The organism is Paraburkholderia sp. BR10923 (assembly GCF_040948765.1).
Classification (GTDB): domain Bacteria; phylum Pseudomonadota; class Gammaproteobacteria; order Burkholderiales; family Burkholderiaceae; genus Paraburkholderia; species Paraburkholderia youngii.
The window spans coordinates 127,047-146,672 of the sequence record NZ_JBFPKO010000018.1 but is presented as its reverse complement, the minus strand read 5'-3'; the positions used below and the strand labels follow the sequence as shown (position 1 = coordinate 146,672).

General features: G+C 67.3%; 14 protein-coding genes. 10 read left to right on the top strand and 4 right to left on the bottom strand.

Going from position 1 to position 19,626, the window contains the following annotated elements:
• Nucleotides 1-131 precede the first annotated feature (131 nt).
• The 8 genes from bcsD to AB3X94_RS28275 all read left to right on the top strand — a co-directional run bounded on the left by bcsD (nucleotide 132) and on the right by AB3X94_RS28275 (nucleotide 15,972).
• Nucleotides 132-587: a cellulose biosynthesis protein BcsD gene (gene bcsD / locus AB3X94_RS28310; RefSeq protein ID WP_368613319.1), complete on the top strand. Its 456-nt coding sequence runs from the start codon at nucleotides 132-134 to the stop codon at nucleotides 585-587.
• Nucleotides 588-761: 174 nt separating this feature from the next.
• A complete protein-coding gene (gene bcsP, locus AB3X94_RS28305) occupies nucleotides 762-1,631 on the top strand; it encodes a cellulose biosynthesis protein BcsP (protein WP_368613318.1) in 870 nt (289 codons plus the stop codon).
• On the top strand, nucleotides 1,628-2,416 hold the full coding sequence (gene bcsQ / locus AB3X94_RS28300; protein WP_176366711.1) for a cellulose biosynthesis protein BcsQ: 789 nt from the start codon (nucleotides 1,628-1,630) through the stop codon (nucleotides 2,414-2,416). The genes bcsP and bcsQ overlap by 4 nt, the downstream gene beginning before the upstream one ends.
• Nucleotides 2,413-4,620, top strand: coding sequence for a UDP-forming cellulose synthase catalytic subunit (bcsA, locus tag AB3X94_RS28295; protein WP_176107827.1), 2,208 nt, complete (start codon nucleotides 2,413-2,415; stop codon nucleotides 4,618-4,620). The genes bcsQ and bcsA overlap by 4 nt, the downstream gene beginning before the upstream one ends.
• Before the next feature lie 3 nt (nucleotides 4,621-4,623).
• Entirely contained in the window at nucleotides 4,624-7,152 is a 2,529-nt protein-coding gene (gene bcsB, locus AB3X94_RS28290; RefSeq protein WP_368613317.1) for a cellulose biosynthesis cyclic di-GMP-binding regulatory protein BcsB, read from the top strand.
• A gap of 20 nt (nucleotides 7,153-7,172) precedes the next feature.
• Nucleotides 7,173-8,360, top strand: coding sequence for a cellulose synthase complex periplasmic endoglucanase BcsZ (gene bcsZ, locus AB3X94_RS28285; RefSeq protein WP_176107825.1), 1,188 nt, complete (start codon nucleotides 7,173-7,175; stop codon nucleotides 8,358-8,360).
• On the top strand, nucleotides 8,351-13,006 hold the full coding sequence (locus AB3X94_RS28280; RefSeq protein ID WP_368613316.1) for a cellulose synthase subunit BcsC-related outer membrane protein: 4,656 nt from the start codon (nucleotides 8,351-8,353) through the stop codon (nucleotides 13,004-13,006). The genes bcsZ and AB3X94_RS28280 overlap by 10 nt, the downstream gene beginning before the upstream one ends.
• 320 nt (nucleotides 13,007-13,326) lie before the next feature.
• Entirely contained in the window at nucleotides 13,327-15,972 is a 2,646-nt protein-coding gene (locus tag AB3X94_RS28275; protein WP_368613315.1) for a response regulator, read from the top strand.
• A gap of 63 nt (nucleotides 15,973-16,035) precedes the next feature.
• Here the strand turns inward: AB3X94_RS28275 and AB3X94_RS28270 are convergent, their stop codons facing one another.
• Entirely contained in the window at nucleotides 16,036-16,239 is a 204-nt protein-coding gene (locus tag AB3X94_RS28270; protein WP_176107822.1) for a hypothetical protein, read from the bottom strand.
• Between AB3X94_RS28270 and AB3X94_RS28265 the strand changes: the two genes are divergently transcribed.
• Nucleotides 16,238-16,504 carry a hypothetical protein gene (locus AB3X94_RS28265; protein ID WP_176107821.1) on the top strand — a complete coding sequence of 89 codons (267 nt, stop codon included), beginning with the start codon at nucleotides 16,238-16,240 and terminating at the stop codon, nucleotides 16,502-16,504. The two genes, AB3X94_RS28270 and AB3X94_RS28265, sit on opposite strands and share 2 nt — an antisense overlap.
• Nucleotides 16,505-16,540: 36 nt before the next feature.
• Here the strand turns inward: AB3X94_RS28265 and AB3X94_RS28260 are convergent, their stop codons facing one another.
• From AB3X94_RS28260 to AB3X94_RS28250, 3 genes are read right to left on the bottom strand one after another with little or no spacing between them, the layout of a single operon-like run.
• Nucleotides 16,541-17,911, bottom strand: coding sequence for an ATP-binding protein (locus AB3X94_RS28260; protein ID WP_368613314.1), 1,371 nt, complete (start codon nucleotides 17,909-17,911; stop codon nucleotides 16,541-16,543).
• Complete coding sequence (locus AB3X94_RS28255) at nucleotides 17,908-18,621, bottom strand: response regulator (protein WP_368613313.1); 714 nt, start codon at nucleotides 18,619-18,621, stop codon at nucleotides 17,908-17,910. Before AB3X94_RS28255 ends, AB3X94_RS28260 begins: the two co-directional genes overlap by 4 nt.
• A 27-nt stretch (nucleotides 18,622-18,648) precedes the next feature.
• A complete protein-coding gene (locus tag AB3X94_RS28250) occupies nucleotides 18,649-18,951 on the bottom strand; it encodes an EF-hand domain-containing protein (RefSeq protein WP_368613312.1) in 303 nt (100 codons plus the stop codon).
• 247 nt (nucleotides 18,952-19,198) lie between these two features.
• Between AB3X94_RS28250 and AB3X94_RS28245 the strand changes: the two genes are divergently transcribed.
• The gene (locus AB3X94_RS28245) at nucleotides 19,199-19,537 is read left to right on the top strand and encodes a hypothetical protein (RefSeq protein WP_176107817.1); all 339 of its coding nucleotides are present in this window, start codon (nucleotides 19,199-19,201) and stop codon (nucleotides 19,535-19,537) included.
• Nucleotides 19,538-19,626: the final 89 nt, after the last annotated feature.

Genomic DNA, 19,626 nt, shown 5'->3' with positions numbered 1-19,626 from the left:
TGTGCCGGACACGCTAGACATTCCGGTAGAAATGACGTAAATGGCGCGGCGTGCGATTGCCGAACGACTCCGCTGCTCAATTGGGCAAACGTTTGCGAATGTGCAACAGGCAGCGACCACTTCCGAAAAACATGGTCCCAATCCTCGAATATCTGCTCGAACGCCAGATCTCACCGCAGTGGCGCGGCATGCTGAGCGCACTGGCGAGCGAGTTCGAAGCGCAAATCGGCCGCGACGAATTGCGTCAGCTGATGCATCGCGTCGGCAATCGTTTCGCGCTCGCGCATCCGCTGCCCGCCTGCTCATCGACGGCCGAGCTCGAGCAGGTGTTGAACGCTCACTGGGAACAGATGGATTGGGGTTATGTCGCACTCGCCGATGAGGCGGAGTCGCTGCGCATCATTCACTATTGCGCGCCGCTGCTGGCCTTCGGCGATTCGGCGCTTGCCTGGACGCCGGCGTTTCTCGAAGGCGCCTATCAGACGTGGTTGAGCGCGTTGGGCGCGCAGGGTTTGTCGGTCGTGCAGACGAGCGCATTCGGCGAGGACAGCTCGCTCGAATTCCGCCTCGGCCGTCATCCCGCCTGAGCATCAGCGGCTCTGCGGAACGACATACCAGGTTCAAGACAGTGCGGTAGTAGCGCAAAAAATGTGCGACGTCGATACAGCCGACGCGTGGAAGCAGGAAAGGCAGTTCAAATAAAACAGCGCTCCGAGACATCGGCTCGGGGCAATGCACGGTATGTACCAGACGACGGCATCATGAGTTCATCGAGCGACATCGAAAAACTGTTCGAGCAATTCGGCGGCGACGCCAACGCGTACCAGGAGATCGGTCGCGAAAACGACGCGCGCGCCGCGCGCACCCGTTGGCCGCTGCTCGTCACGCTCGAACTGACGCAGCCGGCCATTCCGGCGATCGGCCAGCTTCGCGACCCGAAACAGCAGCCGCCGGCGAGCGTGGCGCCACGGCCCGTCGCCGTCCATGAGGACACGACACCGAAGGACATGGCATCGGTGACGCGCGCGAAGGCGCCGCTGTTCACGCGCCCTCACCGGCGTGACATTCCACCGGTGCCGGCGACTCCCGCGCAGCCGGCGGCGCCGAGTGGCGCGTCGCGCTTCAGAACCGCTGATGAACCCGACGAGGCTGCCGCGCGCGCGGCGGCGGCGGGCGTCGCGTCATCGGGCATCGCTGCCGCGCCCGGCGTGCCGGCTGCTGCCCCACCCGCGCATATCGCGCCTATCGCGCCTATCGCGCCGATCCCGCCGGTATCCGCACCGGCTCCGGCAGCGTCGCAAGCTTCGGTTCCACCGACCGCGCCCGCATGGGTCGCACCTAGCGTCAGCGCCGCACCGGCAGCGCCGATGCAACCGTTACAGGCCACGCAACCTACCTACGCTGTCCCGCCCGCGCAACCGGCCCAACCACCGTCGATCCTCGGCAAGATGTTTGCCGCGCAGAACCCATCCGCGCCGCCGCAAGCTGCCGTGCCCGCGCCCCAAACCACGTCGCTGAACTCGCTCTTCGACCGTCTGCGCGGCACGCCCGTGCAAAGCGCCCAGCCATCCGGCGGTCCCGCGCGCGGCGGCTTCCCGTCCTGGCTCAGCAACGGTTCGCGTCGGCCATGAAAGTCATTGCCGTGGTATCCGCCAAAGGCGGGGTCGGCAAGACCACCCTCGCCGCCAATCTCGCCTCCGTGCTCGCCAACAGCGGCCGGCGCGTGATCGCGCTCGATCTCGATCCGCAGAACGCCTTGCGTCTGCACTTCGGCGTGCCGCTCGACAGCATCGACGGCGTGTCGCGCGCAACGCTCTCCGGCAACCCGTGGCAAACGGTGATGTTCGACGGCATCGACGGCGTGACGGTGCTGCCCTATGGCGCGCTGCTGGAAGACGATCGCCGCCGCCTCGAGGCGCATATCGACCAGCATCCGCAATGGCTCGCGCAGTCGCTGCAGAGCCTGCGGCTCGATGCGTCCGACATCGTCATCATCGACACGCCGCCCGGCTCGTCGGTCTACGTGCGAACCGCGCTGAGCGCGGCCACCTTCGCGCTGAACATCGTGCTCGCCGACGCCGCGTCGTACGCGGCGATCCCGCACATGGAGCGGCTGATCGAAACCTACGCGGCGCCGCGCGCGGACTTCGGCGGCGTCGGCTACGTGGTCAACCAGATCGACCAGTCGCGCCAGCTGACCAAGGACGTGCTGAAGGTGTTGCGCCAGATGCTCGCCGGCAAGGTGTTCCCCGGCGTGATTCATCTCGACGAAGGCGTCAGCGAAGCGCTCGCCTGCGACACGACGCTGATTCACTACGATCCACTGAGCCAGGCCGCCGCCGATTTGCGCGCGTGCGGCGCGTGGCTCATGGCGGCGCTCGACGCGATCGCCGCCCAGCCGAGGAACGTCGCATGAGCAGCCCAGCCTCCTCCCGCGAACCCGAGGGCGGCGAGCCTTCGCGGTTCGAACGCTTCATCGAAGCGAACTTCTGGAACAGCCGCATCGTCACCGGGCTCGTCACGCTGCTCGCGCTGTACATGCTGTACTTCGTGTTCACGGTGCCGCTCGAGTTCTATCAGCAGCTGACCTTCGCGACGCTGTGCTTCGTGCTCGCGCTGATGTTTCGGCGTCTGCCCGGCCGCTACGCGACGATGGTGATGATCATGCTGTCGATCGTCGCGTCGGGCCGCTACATGTACTGGCGTCTGACCGAAACGACCGGCTGGGAGCAGCCGCTCGACGCCGCCTGGGGTTTGCTGCTCGTCTCCGCCGAGGTTTACGCGACGCTCGTGCTGATGCTCGGCTACTTCCAGACCGCGTGGCCGCTCAAGCGCAAGCCGATGCCGCTGCCCGCCAATCGCGACGAATGGCCGACCGTCGACGTGTTCATCCCGACCTACAACGAGCCGCTCGCCGTCGTGAAGCCGACCGTCTACGCGGCGCTCGCGCTCGACTACCCGGCCGACAAGATGTCGATCCACGTGCTCGACGACGGCCGCCGCCCCGAGTTCAAGGCGTTCTGCGAGGAAGTTGGCGTGAACTGGACGATCCGCACGCACAACCGTCACGCGAAGGCCGGCAACATCAACGAGGCGATGAAGATCACGAGCGGCGAGTACCTCGCGATCTTCGACTGCGATCACATTCCGACCCGCTCGTTCCTGCAGATCGGCCTCGGCTGGTTCCTGCGCGACAAGCTGCTGTCGATGCTGCAAACGCCGCACCACTTCTTCTCCGCCGACCCGTTCGAGCGCAACCTCGGCACCTTCCGCAAGGTGCCGAACGAAGGCGAGTTGTTCTACGGCCTCGTGCAGGACGGCAACGATCTGTGGAACGCGACGTTCTTCTGCGGCTCGTGCGCGCTGTTGCGCCGGAGCATGGTCGAAGAGATCGGCGGCATCGCGGTGGAAACCGTGACCGAAGACGCGCACACCGCACTGAAGCTGCACCGCCTCGGCTACACCACCGCGTATCTGGCGATTCCGCAGGCCGCCGGCCTCGCGACCGAAAGCCTGTCGGGTCACATCGGCCAGCGCATCCGCTGGGCGCGCGGCATGACGCAGATCTTCCGGATCGACAATCCACTCACCGGCAAGGGGCTGAAGATCGGCCAGCGGCTCTGTTATCTGAACGCGATGATGCACTTCTTCTACGGCGTGCCGCGTCTCGTGTTCCTGACCGCGCCGCTGTCGTACCTGTTCTTCGGCGCGCATGTGATCGAAGCGGCGGCCAGCACGATCGCGATCTACGCGCTGCCGCACATGATGCACGCGAGCATCACGAACTCGCGGATGCAGCGCATGTTCCGCCATTCGTTCTGGGCCGAGGTGTACGAGTCGGTGCTCGCGTCGTACATCACCGCGCCGACGCTGCTCGCGCTGATCAATCCGAAGCTCGGCAAGTTCAACGTGACGGCCAAGGGCGGCGTGATCGAGAAGAGCTACTTCGACTGGTCGATCTCGCGGCCGTATCTGTTCCTGCTGCTCCTGAACCTGCTCGGCTTCCTCGCGGGTCTCGTGCACATCTATCTGAACTGGCACGTGCGCAGCATCGTCGAGACCACGCTGCTCAATCTCGCGTGGACCAGCTACAACATGCTGATCCTCGGCGCGAGCGTGGCCGCCGCGAGCGAGCGTCGCCAGATCCGCGCGGTGCCCCGCGTCGCGATGAAGATGCCGGTGATGCTGAAGTTCTCGACCGGCCGCACGCTCGCATGCGAAACGATCGACTACTCGGAAGGCGGTGTCGGTGTCGCGCTGCCCAGCATGATCGAAGTGCCGATGCAGGAGCCCGTGACCGTGTCGCTATTCCGCGGCGACGAAGAGTACGCGTTTCCCGCCACCGTCAGTTTTACCGGGCCGGGCCGCGTGGGCCTGCGCTTTTCGTCGTTGTCGCCCGAACAGGAGTACGAGTTCGTGAAGACCACCTTCGCCCGCGCGGACGCGTGGACCGGCTGGGCCGAGGGACGCGAGACGGACACGCCGCTGCGCGGCCTGTCGCATGTGCTGAGGGTCGGCGTGCGCGGCATCGCGGGTCTGTTCGAGCATCTGTACGACGACTTGCGCAGTTCGATCAAAAGCCGTCCCGCGGACGTCAAGAAGCTAAAAACGAAAGACTGATCTATGGGCTACCGGATGCCGAACGACAAGACCGAACACCCGGCTCACGGGCGCAACAGCACGGAACCCCAATCGCGTCTGTTCGCCCTCCACGGCTCGCGACACTCGCGGCGAATCATGCGCGGCGTCGCCTGCTGGCTTGCGCTGCAGACCGCGCTGGCGTCGTTCGTGCCGCTCGCTGAAGCGGCTGCTCCGGCAACCGCCGCCGCGGCGCAAACCCCGCAAGTCGCGACCGGTGTCGGCAACGTGCCCGCGCCGAGCGCGGCGGTACCGTTCGATCCGAACGCAATCGCTCAGGACCAGCTCGCCGCGCCGACGCCCGCGCTCGCGGCGTCGTCGGTGAAGGCGCTCGGCATGCGCACGCCGACTACCGCCGAGCCCGGCACGCTGGTGCCCGGAGGCCGTCGTCAAACGCTAACGTTTGCCGACTTCGGCGCGCTCGACCCGCTGCAACTGCGCGGCGTCGACGGCCAGAACGGCATCGCGTTCTCGGTGCGCGGCGACGAGGTCGTGACCGGCGCGACGCTGCATCTAATCTACAGCTACTCGCCCGCGCTGCTGGCGAACCTGTCGCAACTGAAGGTGCTGATCAACGGCGAGGTCGCCGCGACACTGCCGCTGCCGCACGAGCAGGCCGGCATGCTGGTCGCGCGCGACATCACGATCGATCCGCGCTTCATCACCGAGTTCAACCACCTGAACCTGCAACTGATCGGCCATTACACGACCGCCTGCGAAGACCCCGCGAACTCGTCGCTGTGGGCGACGATCAGCAACGCGAGCTCGCTCGACCTGACCTACTCGTCGCTCGCGACGAAGGCGGAACTGGCCGCTCTGCCGCAGCCGTTCTTCGACCGCCGCGACGTGCGCCGCCTCGAACTGCCGTTCGTGTTCGCGCAGAAACCCGGCAACGGCACGCTCGAAGCGGCCGGCATCGTCGCGTCATGGTTCGGCTCGCTCGCCGGCTATCGCGGCGCGCTGTTTCCGACCCAGCTCGACAACCCGCCGCTGTCAGGCAACGCGGTCGTGTTCGCGACCAGCGACCAGCATCCGGCCGGCGTGACGATTCCCGAGATCACCGGGCCGACCATCGCGGTGGTCGAGCGCGATGCGAACGCGCGCGGCAAGCTGCTGCTCGTGCTCGGCCGCGACGAGGCCGAGCTGAAGACCGCCGCGAAGTCGCTCGGCATCGGCCATAGCACGCTGTCCGGCGCGAGCGCGACGATCACGTCGCTGAACGCGATCACGCCGCGCGTGCCGTACGACGCTCCGAACTGGCTGGCGACCGACCGCGCGGTGCGCTTCGGCGAACTCGCCGATCCGAAGGACCTGACCGTGTTCGGCTACGACGCCGACGCGGTGCGCATCAACATGCGTGTAGCGCCCGATCTGTTCATGTGGCACACGCGCGGCGCGCCGATCGCTCTGCGCTACCGCTACACGGTGCGGCCCAAGCGCGACCGCTCGTCGCTGAACATCAGCGTGAACAACGGCTTCGTGCAGGCGCTGCCGATTCCGGCACGCTCTACGTCGGTGTTCGAGCTGAGCCGCTACTTCAACCTGATCATGCCCGACGGCACCGCCGACGCGCGCCGCAACATCCGCATCCCGCCGCTCCTGATGACGCCGCGCACACAGCTGCGCCTGCACTTCTACTACGACATCCCGAACACCGGCGAATGCGCGGGCCGCCTGCTGCAGAACGTGGTCGGCGCGATCGATCCGAACTCGACGATCGATCTGTCGTCGTTCCCGCACTACATGGCGCTGCCCGACCTGGCCGCGTTCGCCAACAGCGGCTTCCCGTTCACGCGGATGGCGGATCTCTCCGAGACCGCCGTCGTGCTGCCGGACGACCCGGACGCGAGCGACTACAGCCTGTATCTGCTGACGATGGGCCGGATGGGCGAATCGACCGGCTTTCCGGTCGCCGGTGTGACCGTCACCCATGCGGCCGACGTCGACCACTTCGCCGACAAGGACCTGCTGGTGTTCGGCGCGCCCGGCAAGCAGCCGCTGCTGCAGCGCTGGTCGAAGTCGATGCCGTTCTCCAGTAACGGCGACGCGCACACGTTCCAGCTCACCGACCTCGTGTTCAAGCTGCGGGACTGGTGGCACGGCGAGCGCGGCGTCGAGCGCACACCCGCGCGCGCCGATCTGACGATGGTCAGCTCGAACGGCGCGGCGCTCTTGACCGGCTTCGAGTCGCCGCTGCAGAGCGGCCGCAGCGCGGTTGCGCTGATCAGCGCGGCCGGTCCGTCGGACGCCGACCTGTCCGCCGCGCTGCTCGACGCCGACGTGCTGCCGAAGATTCAAGGCGCGATGGCCGTGATCCATGGCCGCGACGTCACCATCACGTCGAACGGCTCCGCATACTATGTCGGCCATTTGTCGCCGCAGGAGTATCTGCGCTGGGCGCTGTCGTCGCATCCGCTGCTGCTGTTGTTCGGCGGCGTGCTCGCCGCGCTGATCATCGCGGGCCTGTGCTACCGGACGCTGCGCGCGCTTGCCGCGCGTCGACTGAAGGACTGATGGAAACGGATATGACTCGTATGCGGTTTAGGATCGACAGAAGAAGCTCTTTTGCGCTGGCGCTCGGGATCGGCATCGCGGCGTCGGCGAGTCTTGCGGCTTCGAGCGGCCCCGCTCAGGCCGCGCAGAACGGCGCCGCCTGCGGCGACTGGAGCGCCTGGCGAACCTTCGTGCAACGCTTCGTGCAGGCCGACGGCCGCGTGATCGACTACTCGACGCCGACCCAGCAGACCACCTCGGAAGGCCAGTCCTACGCGCTCTTTTTCGCGCTGGTCGCCAACGACCGGGCGACCTTCGACAAGCTGCTCGGCTGGACCCGCGCGAATCTCGCGGGCAACCAGTTCGACCCGCAGAGCCTGCGGCTGCCCGCGTGGCAATGGGGCAAAAAGCCGGACGGCTCGTACGGTGTGCTCGATCCGAATTCGGCATCGGATTCCGACCTCTGGATCGCCTACGATCTGTTGCAGGCGGGCCGTCTGTGGCACAACCCCGCCTACACGCAGCTCGGTCAGGCGCTGGCCGAGCGCATCGCGCACGACGAAGTCGCGAATCTGTCCGGCCTCGGGCCGATGCTGCTGCCGGGCGCGCAGGGTTTCAGGAACGGCAGCGTCACGCGTCTGAACCCGAGCTATCTGCCGCTGCCGGTGCTGCGCGCGCTCGCGCACGAGGTGCCGGACGGCCCGTGGGCCAAGCTCGCCGACAACGCCTACCAGTTCGTCAAAACCGTGTCGCCGCAAGGCTTCGCGCCCGACTGGGCGGCGTGGCAGAACGGCCGGTTCGTCGTCGATCCGAAGAATGGCGACGTCGGCAGCTACGACGCGATCCGCGTCTATCTGTGGGCCGGCCTCGCGTCGCCGGCCGATCCGCTCGCGAAGCCGTGGCTCGGCGCGCTCGGCGGCATGCGCGCGAAGGTCGCGCAGAACGGCTTCCCGCCGGAGAAGGTGTCGTCAACCACTGGCGCGTCGAGCGGCGAAGGCCCGCTCAGCTACTGGGGCGCGCTCGCGCCGTACTTCAAGACACTGGGCGACGAGCACGGCCTCGGCCTCGCGCGCACGCGGCTCGCCGCGCTCGACGCGAGCGTGCCGGGCCGCGAACCGGTCTACTACGATCGTGTGCTGGGTCTGTTCGGCACGGGGTTCATCGATGGGCGCTTCCGCTTCGATGAAGCCGGCAGTCTCGTGCCCGCGTGGAGGGCCGCATGCGATTGAACGCTCTGGCCGCGTCGCTGCGCATCGCGCTGTCCGTCGGCGCGGTGCTCTGCGCGGCCGCGACCGCGCCCGATGCGCTCGCGCAGGCGACCCAGGATCCGCTCACCGTGCTGATCGATCAGGGCAAGTACTGGCAGTCGCATCAGCGCGGCGATCTCGCCGAGCAGGCCTGGCAGAAGGTGCTCAGCATCGATCCGAAGCAGCCCGACGCGCTGTTCGGCATGGGCATGGTGCTGGCCGACCGCAAGGACGGCGCCGGCGCGCAGCAGTACCTCGCGCGGCTGAAGGCGGCCGCGCCGAACTATCCGAATCTCGATGAGCTCGGCCGCCGGCTGGGCCAGACCAGCCCGCGCGATCAGACGATCAACGAAGCGCGCCGGCTCGCGCAAGCCGGTCAGAGCGCGAGTGCGGTGCAGGAGTATCAGCGCGCGCTGACCGGCAAACCCGCCACGCCGCAATTGCAACTCGAGTACTACCAGGCGCTGTCGGCGACGCCGCAGGGGTGGGACGAAGCGCGCCGGGGCCTCGAACAGCTCGCGCACGACAACCCGAACGACCCGCGCTTCGCACTCGCGTACGCGCAGCATCTGACCTATCGCGACGTCACGCGGCGCGACGGTATCGCGCGGCTGCAGAAGCTCGCGGGCGACACCTCGGTCGGCGCGGCGGCCAAAAAGAGCTGGCGCCAGGCGCTGCTGTGGCTCGATGCGCGGCCCTCCGACGCCGCGCTGTACGAGTCGTTTTTCCAGACCGCCGGTGAAGATGCCGCGGTGAAGGCGCGCTTCGACTCGATGGTGCAGCAGGACGCCGCGGCGCGCGCCCGCGCGCAGCAAAACGCCGCCGCCGACGCGCGCGGCCGCGTGATCGCCGAGGGCTTCGCCGCGCTCGACCGCGACGATATCGTGACCGCGCGCGCCAGGTTCTCGTCGGTGCTCGCAAACAGTCCTAACGATACCGACGCGCTCGGCGGCATGGGCATCGCCGCGCTGAAGCAGGAGCATTTCGCCGACGCGCGCAACTACCTGGAGCGCGCGTCGCGCGGCCCCAATCCGGCGCGCTGGAAAACCGCGCTCGACAGCGCGACCTACTGGACCTACACGAGCGAAGCGATCGGCGCGCGCAGCAACGGCGAGTTCGCGAAGGCGAAGGCGCTGTTCGAGCGCGCAATCGCGCTGAATCCTTCGGACGTGACCGCGCAGGTGCAGCTCGGCGAAATGCTGCTTCAGACCGGCGACCCGGCCGGCGCCGAGCAGGCGTACCGGATGGCGCTGCGCCGCCAGGCCGACAACCCGGACGCGATTCGCGGCCTCGTCGGCGCGCTCGCCGCCCAGGGCCGCGCCGACGAGGCGCTGCAGTTCGCCAATCAGCTGAACGCGGAGCAACAGGCGAAGGTCGGCGGCATCGACCGTTTGCGCGGCGACGCGCAGGCGGCGCAGGCACGCGCGGCCGAAGCGCGCGGCGATCTCGGCACCGCGCGCAGCCTGTTCGAGGACGCGCTGCTGAACAAGCCCGACGATCCGTGGCTGCGGCTCGACCTCGCGCGCATCTACGTGCGCCAGGGCGCGGTCGCGAATGCGCGCAGCATGATGGACGGTCTGCTCGCCACCCATCCGGACATGACCGATGCGCTGTACGCGAGCGCGCTGCTGTCGGCGGAAACCCAGGACTGGTCGACCGGTCTCGCGCAGCTCGACCGCATTGCGCCCGCGCAGCGCACCGACGCGATGACGACGCTGCAGCATCGGCTGTGGGTGCATCAGCAGGCCGATCTCGCGACGCGCATGGCGAAGAACGGCCAGACGCAGCAGGCCATCGCGACCTTGCGCGCCGCCGAGCCGGTGGCCGGCAACAACCCCGAGCTGATCGGCGTGATCGCCGGCGCGTACCAGCAGGCCGGCGATCCGAGCCGTGCGCTGAGTCTCGTGCGTGCCGCGATGAGCGCGGCGCCGGGCAACACCGATCTGCTGCTGCAATACGCGGGCATTCTGTCCGCGGCCAACCAGCAGGTCGAGCTCGGCAACGTGATGCGCCAGTTGCAGAGCATGCAACTGACGCCGCAGCAGCGCACCGACTTCGACAACCTGAATCTCGGCATCGTCGTCCGGCAGGCTGACGCGGTACGTCTGCGCGGCGATCTCGCGAGCGCCTACGAGGTGATCGCGCCGTGGCTCGCCGCGATGCCCGACAACCCCGACCTGCAGGCCGCGCTCGGCCGCATGTACGCGAGCGCGGGCGACGACCGCAACGCGCTCACGAGCTTCCGCGTCGCGCTGCAGCGCCGCCCCGACGACCTGAGCCTGCTGCAGGCGGCGATTTCGGCCGCGGCCGGCTCGAAGCAGTTCAGCTACGCCGAAACGCTCGCGAACCAGGCGCTTGCCCTCGCACCGAACGATCCGGGTGTGCTCGCGACCGTGGGCCGCATGTATCGCGCCCAGGGCAAGCTGTCGCTCGCGTCGACCTATCTGCAACGCTCACTGGTCGCGGCCAATACGCCGCTGGTCGCGAACGCGCCCCGTACCGCAGGCGGCAACGTGCCGCGCGGCTGGGAAGCGGCGATGAGCCAGATCGGCGCGACGCCGCTGCCGGGCACCAATCCATTCGAAGGCAAGACGGCGATCGCGACTTCGAGCGACGCCGACCATGCCGCGCGTCCCGCGCTTCCGTTCCTGAATACGCAGTCTTCCTCGCCGACGCAGACCGTGCCGAACTATCCGCCGCCCCCTCCGCCCGCGCCGTATGTCGCGCCTTATACGGCGCCCGCCGCGGCGCCTTATAACGCGCCTGCCGCGCCGCCCGCACCCGTCGCCGCCCCGTATGGAGCGCCCCGCTCCGCCGCCGAAGTCGGCGGCTACGGCCAGGAATCCTACGGCTCGAGCCAGTCGGGCGCGCCGTTGCAGCCTTATCCGGGGCAAGGCCCAGCGCCCATGCAGCCGATGCCGCAGCAGCAGTACAACGCGGGTTATCCGCAGCCGCAGCCTTATGCGCAGCAGCCGGCGTATCCGCAGCAGCCCTACGGCGCGCAGGACGGCTATGCGGCCACACCATGGCCGATGTCGCCGGCCGCGCGCGAAGCGCAGGCCAACGCCGCGTCGACGACGCCGCTGCCGTACGGATCGACACGCGCCAGCGCAAAGAAGAACACGAAGAAGAGCACCGCTAAAACGAGCCAACCCGCGCCGGTCTACGCGCAGCAACCGCCGCCGTATCCGCAGCAGCAGGGCTACGCGCAGCCGTATCAGCCATATCAGCCGTACCAGCCGTACCCACAGCAGCAGCCCTATCAACCGCAGCCGCCATACCCGAATCAGGGCTACTACGCGCAGCAGCCGTACATTCCGCAACCGCCGGCCGGCTACGCGCAGCCGTACTACCCGCCCGGCGGCGGCGCACAGAACAACCCGCAGACGAACGCCGCGAACGCGCAGACGCTCGGCGTCGCCGAAGAGCTCGCGCAGATCAATCGCGAGCAGTCGAGCACCGTGTCGGGCGGCCTGATCTTCCGCAATCGCGTCGGCGAGGACGGCCTGTCGTCGCTCACCGACATCGAGGCGCCGATCCAGGGGCGCATCAAGGCGGGCAACGGCCACGTGGTCGTGAGCGCGACCCCGGTCACGCTCGACGCCGGCACCGCGTCGAACAGCACCTCGACGCTCGCGCGCTTCGGCGCGGGGCTTTCGACCAACTCGTCAAAGAACGCCGCGCAAAACGGCACCAACAACTACGGCAGCCAGACCGCGAGCGGTGTGGGCCTGTCGGTCGGCTACGACAGCCGCAGCATCAGCGGCGATATCGGCGTGACGCCGATCGGCTTCCGCGAGACCAACATCGTCGGCGGCGCGCAATACAACGGCGGCATCACCGACAAGGTGTCGTACTCGATCGCGGTCGCGCGGCGCGCGGTGACGGACAGCCTGCTGTCGTACGCGGGCGCGCGCGATGCGGCCGCCGGCCTCGAATGGGGCGGCGTCACATCGACCGGCGCGCGCGCCAGCCTCACGTGGGACGACGACACGAGCGGCCTGTACGTGAACGCGTCGTATCAGCACTACATGGGCACCAACGTGCCGAGCAACAACGCGGTCAAGGGCGGCGGCGGCGTCTACACGCGTCTGCTGAAAGACGCCGACCAGACGCTGACGGTCGGCGTGAACACGACGATCATGGGCTACAACCGCAATCTGTCGTTCTTCACATACGGCCAGGGCGGCTACTTCAGTCCGCAGCAGTACGTGATCCTGAATCTGCCGGTCGAATGGTCGGGCCGCGCAGGCCTGTTTACGTACGACGTGAAAGGCTCGATCGGCGTGCAGCATTATCGCGAGGACGCGTCGAACTACTTCCCGCTGAACGACGGCTCGTCGCGCCAGGGCGACGCGGCCGCCGCCGCGCAATCCCTCGGCAACGGTCTGACCGCCGTCTACCCGGGGCAGAGCAAGACCGGTGTGTCGTATTCGATCAGCGGCGTCGGCGAATATCAGCTCGCGCCGCAGCTCGCGGTCGGCGCAACCGCGTCGTTCGGCAACGCTTATGAGTATCGCGAGTGGCTTGCGGCCGTGTACGTGCGCTATAGCTTCAACAAGCAGACCGGTTTGCAGCCGTTCCCGCCAGTGCCGTTGACTTCGCAGTATCTGTCGTTGTCCAACTGACGCCTCAGTTTCATTCGCATCCCTCGCATAGCGCGTACGGCGCGTATCGATCCACGCCGGAAAATGCGGGCGCTTCTTCCGCTTTCGCTGTGCAGCAAACGCACTTCGCGGTAAATGTTGCCCGTGCATCGAACCACGTGCCGAATCGGTACGTTTTCGGACATGGCTGCTTACCCGGCAAAACCCCGAATAGCGTCCGCGAAGCATCAACGGTATGGCGATGTGCCATACAATAATTGCAGCTCGCGAGGCTGCGCGAAGCCTGCGAAGCTTCGGTCCCGAGCCGACCATTTTCGACGTGAATTCAGGTGGAGCGCTGCATGCCTTTTCCGGCACAAGACTACGGCTGCGCCGGCTGGCGCGGCGAGATGGCGCGACGCATCAGCGAATTCGACTGGCGCGCGACCAGCCTCGGCGCGATCGAAAACTGGCAGCGCAGTCTGACCTCGACGGTCCTGACGATGCTCGCGTCGCCGATGCCGCTCGTGCTGTTGTGGGACGAGCCCGGCTACATGATCTACAACGACGCCTATGCGGTCTTCGCGAGCGGCCGGCATCCGTATCTGCTCGGCCGTCCAGTCGAAGACGGCTGGCCCGAAGTCGCCGAGTTCAATCGTCACGTAATGGCCACCTGTCTCGCTGGCGGCACGCTGTCGTATCGCGACAAGGCGCTCGTGCTGCTGCGCGACGGCAAGCCGGAAGACGTGTGGATGGATCTGTACTACAGCCCGGTCGCGGGCGACAGCGGCGCGCCGGCCGGTGTGCTCTCGATGGTCGTCGAAACCACCGGGCGCGTGCTCACCGAGCGCCTGCGCCAGCAAGCCGAAACCGAACTGCACGAGACCAACGAACGCCTGCAACTTGCACTGAACACCGGCGCGGTGCTCGGCACCTGGGTGCTCGACGTGCGCACGGGCGAGGTTACCGGCGACGAACGCTTCGCGCGCACCTTTTCATTTGGGCGCGATACAGCGTCGAAAGGCGTCACGCGCGATGCGGCCACGCAGATCATCCATCCCGACGACCAAGAGCTCAACGACCGCCTGACCGCCGAAGCGATCCGCAGCGGCGAGCCGTTTCGCGCCGAGTACCGGATCCGGCGTCCCGGCGGCGGCTATATGTGGGTGCAGGCGAACGGCCGCTGCCAGTTCGACGAACACGGCGAACCAACGCGCTTTCCGGGCGTGCTGATCGACATTCACGAGCGCAAGATCGCCGAACAGCAGCTTCTTCAGCTGACCGAAACACTCGAACAGCGCGTCGCCGATTCGATCGCGGCGCGCGCGCTCGCCGAGGAGCAACTGCGCCAGGCGCAGAAGATGGAAGCGATCGGCAGCCTGACGGGCGGCGTCGCGCACGACTTCAACAACGTGCTGCAGGTGATCAACGGCAATCTGCAGATGCTCGCCGCCGACGCCGACGACAACCCCGTCACACAGCGGCGTCTATCCGCCGCGACCGATGCCGTCAGACGCGGCGCGAAGCTCGCCGCGCATCTGCTCGCGTTCGCGCGGCGTCAGCCGCTGTCGCCGACCGTGCTGAATCCGCGCCGCCTGCTGACCGGCATGAGCGAGATGCTGCACCGCGCGCTCGGCGAAACGGTGCGGATCGACACGGTGCTCAGCGACGATCTGTGGAACGTGCAGGTCGATCGCAATCAGCTCGAAAACGCGCTGCTCAATCTCGCGATCAATGCACGCGACGCGATGCGCACCGACGGCGTGCTCACCGTGCGCGCGACCAACCGCACGCTCGACGCCGCGTTCTGCCGCGGCAAACCCGACCTGTCGCCCGGCGAATACGTGGAGTTCTCGGTTGCCGACACCGGTTCGGGGATGCCGCCCGAAGTCCTGCAACACGTGTTCGAACCGTTCTTCACGACCAAGCCCGACGGCCACGGCACCGGCCTTGGCCTGTCCATGGTGTTCGGCTTCGCGCGACAAAGCGGCGGACAGGTGTCGATCGAAAGCGAAGTGGGACGCGGCACGACCGTGTCGCTGTTGTTTCCGCGCTGCTGCGAGGCGGAGACGCCGGAGACCGTCGACGGCACCGCGGCATCGGTTGGCGGCGGCGAAACGATACTCGTCGTCGAGGACGATGCCGACGTGCGGCTGACCGCGGTCGAAATGCTCGCGCAGCTCGGCTACAAGGTGCTGACCGCGTCGAATGGCGACGCGGCGCTCGAGTTCATCGACAGCGACGTGCCGATCGATCTGATGTTCACCGACGTCGTGATGCCCGGCAAGCTGAAGAGCGTCGAGCTCGCGCAACGCGCGGCCGCGCGCACCCCGCCGCTGCCCACGCTGTTCACATCGGGCTATACGCGCGACGAAATCGTCCACCACGGCAAGCTCGACGCGGGCATCACGCTGCTGTCGAAGCCGTACCGGCGCGACGATCTCGCCCGTCTGGTGCGTAACGTTCTACGCGCGGGCGCCACCCGCGCGGACCGCGCGGCCGAGATGCGAGAAGCGCGTATCGCCGCATGCGTTCCGCCCGCGGCGTACGAAACCGTCAACACGTATGGCGCGACGAAGGCGCCGCAGAAAACGTCGAAAAAAGAGCCGAAGAAAAGGCCGCAAAAGGCGGCCCAGGAAGCCGCACGCGTGCTGTTCGTCGAGGACGACACCGAATCGCGCGAGGCGCTTGGCGAACTGCTGGGCGCGCTAGGTCTCGCGTGCACCGCGGTCGCGAGCGCGGAAGCAGCGCTGCCGCTCGCGAACACGCAACACTACGACGTGCTGTTGACCGACCTCACGCTGCCCGGTATGTCCGGCGATGAACTCGCGCGCGCCGTGCGGCAAGTGCAGCCCGCAATCCGCGTGCTGCTGGTGTCGGGCTACGGTCGCAGCGCGGAGATCGGGACGGCGATTCCGGGTGCGCGGCTCCTCGGCAAGCCGCTCGATATCGCGCAGTTGCGGCACGAGTTCGCGCAATGGCTCGATCACACCGAAGCGACGTCCTAGTCCAGATACCGAACCTCTGCCGCCGTGGCGTAGGTGTCTACATGATGCTTCAGACGTGCTACATCAGATGGCTGCAATGGCGCTTCCCGCGAGGTCGCAAGCCGACGCCTGAAATCGCAGACTGGAATGGCATATATTGTTGGTAAGGATGAGTACCCGCAACGGCGCGGACAACCGCATCAGCCGTGCGCGCGCGGGTATGATGCCGGGCGCGGTATCCACCGCGGCCGCTTCCGATGCCGCATCTTTTGCCACGAGAACCATCATGCCTGCCCAACACGACGAAGCACCCGGCGCTCACGACACGAACGACAAGCCGAAGCGCAAGACGCTGTCCCTATCCGTGCGCAATCTCCTCATGGTCGCCATTGGCGTGGTGATGTTCGCGATCGTGTCGGGCGTCGTGCTGTACAACCCGATCATGTACGGCGACGAGATCCCGAACTTCGGCATCATCCTGATGCTGACCGTGCCGGTGATCGCGGGCGTCGCGTTTCGAGTCGGGCTCGACGCGTGGCTCGATCGCGAGTGAGCGGCAACAACACCGCGCCCTCCTCCCGTTTCACGGTTATGCCGCCTTGACCGGCAATACGACCCACACTTCGAGGCCGCCCCCTTCGCGCGGATGAAACTGCAGGCCGCCGCCGTGCAGCCGTGCGATCCGCTCGACGATCGACAGACCCAGCCCCGTGCCGCCGCTGTGCGCACGCGCATTGCGGCCACGCTGGAACGGCGCCTTCAGCTTTTCCAACTCCTGCGCCGTCAAACCTTTGCCGCGATCGCAGACCGCGACCGTCACCGTGTCCTGCGTCGCCCACGTGCGCACCGCGAGCCCGCTGCCGCCGTAGACGATCGCGTTCTGCATCAGGTTCATCAGCAGCCGCATCATGCTGATCGGCCGATATGGAACGGCCGGCAAACTGCCCAACGAAAGTTCGAACTCATGCCCGAGCCCAGAGAAGTCGCCCGCGAGCCGTTCGATCAGCGCGTTCAGATCGCCGGGCTGCGCTTCCTCGCGCTCGCCGCTGCCCGCGTAGTCCATGAACTGCTGCAGGATCGTCTCGATCTGGTCCAGATACGATTCGGCGGCGATCACGAAGCTGCTGTCGGCCCCCTGCGGCATCGCCATCGCCATCGACAGGCGCAGCTTCGTCAACGGCGTGCGGATGTCGTGCGAGATGCCCGCGAGCATCAACGCACGCGTCGCTTCGGCGTCCTGTAACGCGCGCGTCATCTGATTGAATGCGCTGCCCACGGCGGCAATTTCGGCGGGGCCGTCGGTCGGCAGCGGTGCGGGCAGATCGCCGGCGCTTACGCGGCGCGCCGCTTGCGTGAGCTCGTGCAAGGGTTCGTTCAGATGCAGCTGGATCGCGTAGCCGGCGAGCGCGGCAAGCACGCCGAGACCCAACGACAGGAAGATCGCCGCTTCGAGGCCGCTGCCCTGCGCGTCGTCGGGAACCGGCAGCGCAATCCAGTATGGCGCGCTCGCCAAGCCCGCCGCGTTGCCGGCGCCGGCAAGCGACCCATGCATGCGAATCCACAGCCGCTGTGCGCCCTCGGTCTGCCAGCGCGCGGGCATATCCGCGGGCAGGTGCTTCTGCAGGCTGTCGATGAACACGCCGCGCTGATAGGTGCGATACGCGTGCAACAGATCGTGCGGCGGCGTGTCAGTCGCTTCGGGGGGCAATTGCTCGCGTGCGTCGAGTCGTGCGCTCAGCGCCGCGCGCGAGGCGGGCGGAGTGGCCGCGAGCAGGTTGTCGAGCGTCGTCACGTAGGTCGCGAACACGGCCGCCGCGCGCTCGACGCGTGGCCGCTGCACGTAATGCAGCAGCACGACGATCGAGCAGATCTGGCTCAGCATCACGAGCGCGATCAATAGCGCGATGTTGCGCGCGAGCAGCGTGCGCGGCAGCAGCATGCGTGACAGCGAGCGCATCATGATTCGACATCGGCGACGAGCATATAGCCGACGCCCCAGACGGTACGAATGAAACGCGGCTTCGACGGGTCGTCCTCGACGATCTGCCGCAGCCGCAGCACCTGCACGTCGATGCTGCGATCGAGCGCATCATGATCGCGCCCTCGCGCACGCGCGAGCAGGTTGTCGCGGCTCACCGCGCGATTCGGCGACGACGCGAGCGCGACCAGCAGCAGCATCTGCGCGGAATGAATCTCGAGCGGCTCGCCCGCGCGCGATAGCTCCTGTTTGCCGACATCGAGCGTGAAGTTGCCGAAACGCACGCGCTGTGACGTCACCGTGACGTCGCCGGCGGCCATCTTCTGGCGGCGCAGCAGCGCATTGATTCGCGCCACCAGCTCGCGCGGCAGGAACGGCTTCGCGAGGTAGCCGTCGGCGCCGGTTTCGAGGCCGGTCACGCGATCGAGCGGATCGCCCTTCGCGGTCAGCATCAGGATCGGCAAGGTCTGCCCTTGCGCGCGCAGCTTCGCGCAAATCTCGAGGCCGTCCTCTTCGCCGATCATCAGATCGAGTATCAGCAGATCGAACGGCTCTCGCTCCAGGTAGCGGTTCAGACGCTTGCCGTCCTCGGCCGCGCGCACGTCGAAACCCTGGCCGCGCAGGAAGCGCAGCAGCATGTTGCGCAACTCGGCTTCGTCGTCGAGCACGATGATCCTGGCGGGGCGTTCCATCCGAAAGCTCCTCGATGTCCGAGCCGCTCAGTGTGCGGCGCCGCGTTTCTGCATGAACGCCTCGATCTGCGGCAGCGTGATGTAGCCGGCCTTCTGCATGTCGATCTCATCGAAATGACGCGCGAGCATCGGCATGCCGGCCGCCGCCTGCTCACGGGTCAGCTTGCCGTCGTGCGTGGTGTTCGCGGTTGAAAAGCGCGTCTGCAACTGCTGCTCCATGCGCTCCATGCGCTCCATGCGCTGCTGGCTGATACCTTGCGGCGCGGCGGCCTGAGCGAACGTGACGGTGGACGCGCAGCACAGCAGCACGGTGGCGAGCAACTTCTTCATGACTGACTCCTTCGGTTGGAACATCGACCGTCGCCTGGCTGGGTGCCGCGATCCGTTTCGATGACAGGCCGAATTCTTGGTCAGACGCCGCGCGATCGCAATTCAAGAATCATGTCGAATCATGTCACGGCGCCCAGTGCCGGTGCCGCGTGACATCGAATGAAATGAGTTTGCGGTTTCGCTTCGCGGACCTGCTGCGTATCGTTCCGCCTGCCGTCTGTCGGCTTTCACGCATCAGGAGTCCCAAATGAGTATCCGTCTCGCCTGTGCTTCGACTTTCACCGCCATCGGTCTCGCCTGTTCTTCCGCTGCCTACGCGAGAGTCGTCGTGTATCTGCCCGCCGCCGTGGTCTACGCGCCGCCGCCACGGCCGGTCTACTACCCGGTGCCGATCAATCCCGTGTACGTGTCGGCGCCGCCTGTCGCCGTTCCGGTGGCGGCCGCGACCATCGTCGCGGCGCCGCCCGTACAGCCGGCGAACTCTTCCGCCACCGCCGCCGCGGTCGCGCCGCCCGCGCCCAACTATGCGGTGGTGCCCGCGCCGACCGTCAGCTATGCGCAACCGCTGGTGATCGTGCCGCATTGAAAGCGCGTTGCGGGCCCCCGCGCGGGCGGTTTTCGATCGCACACGGCCGGGCCACGCCGTTGACTCAGCATAGGACACGCGCCTGGCGC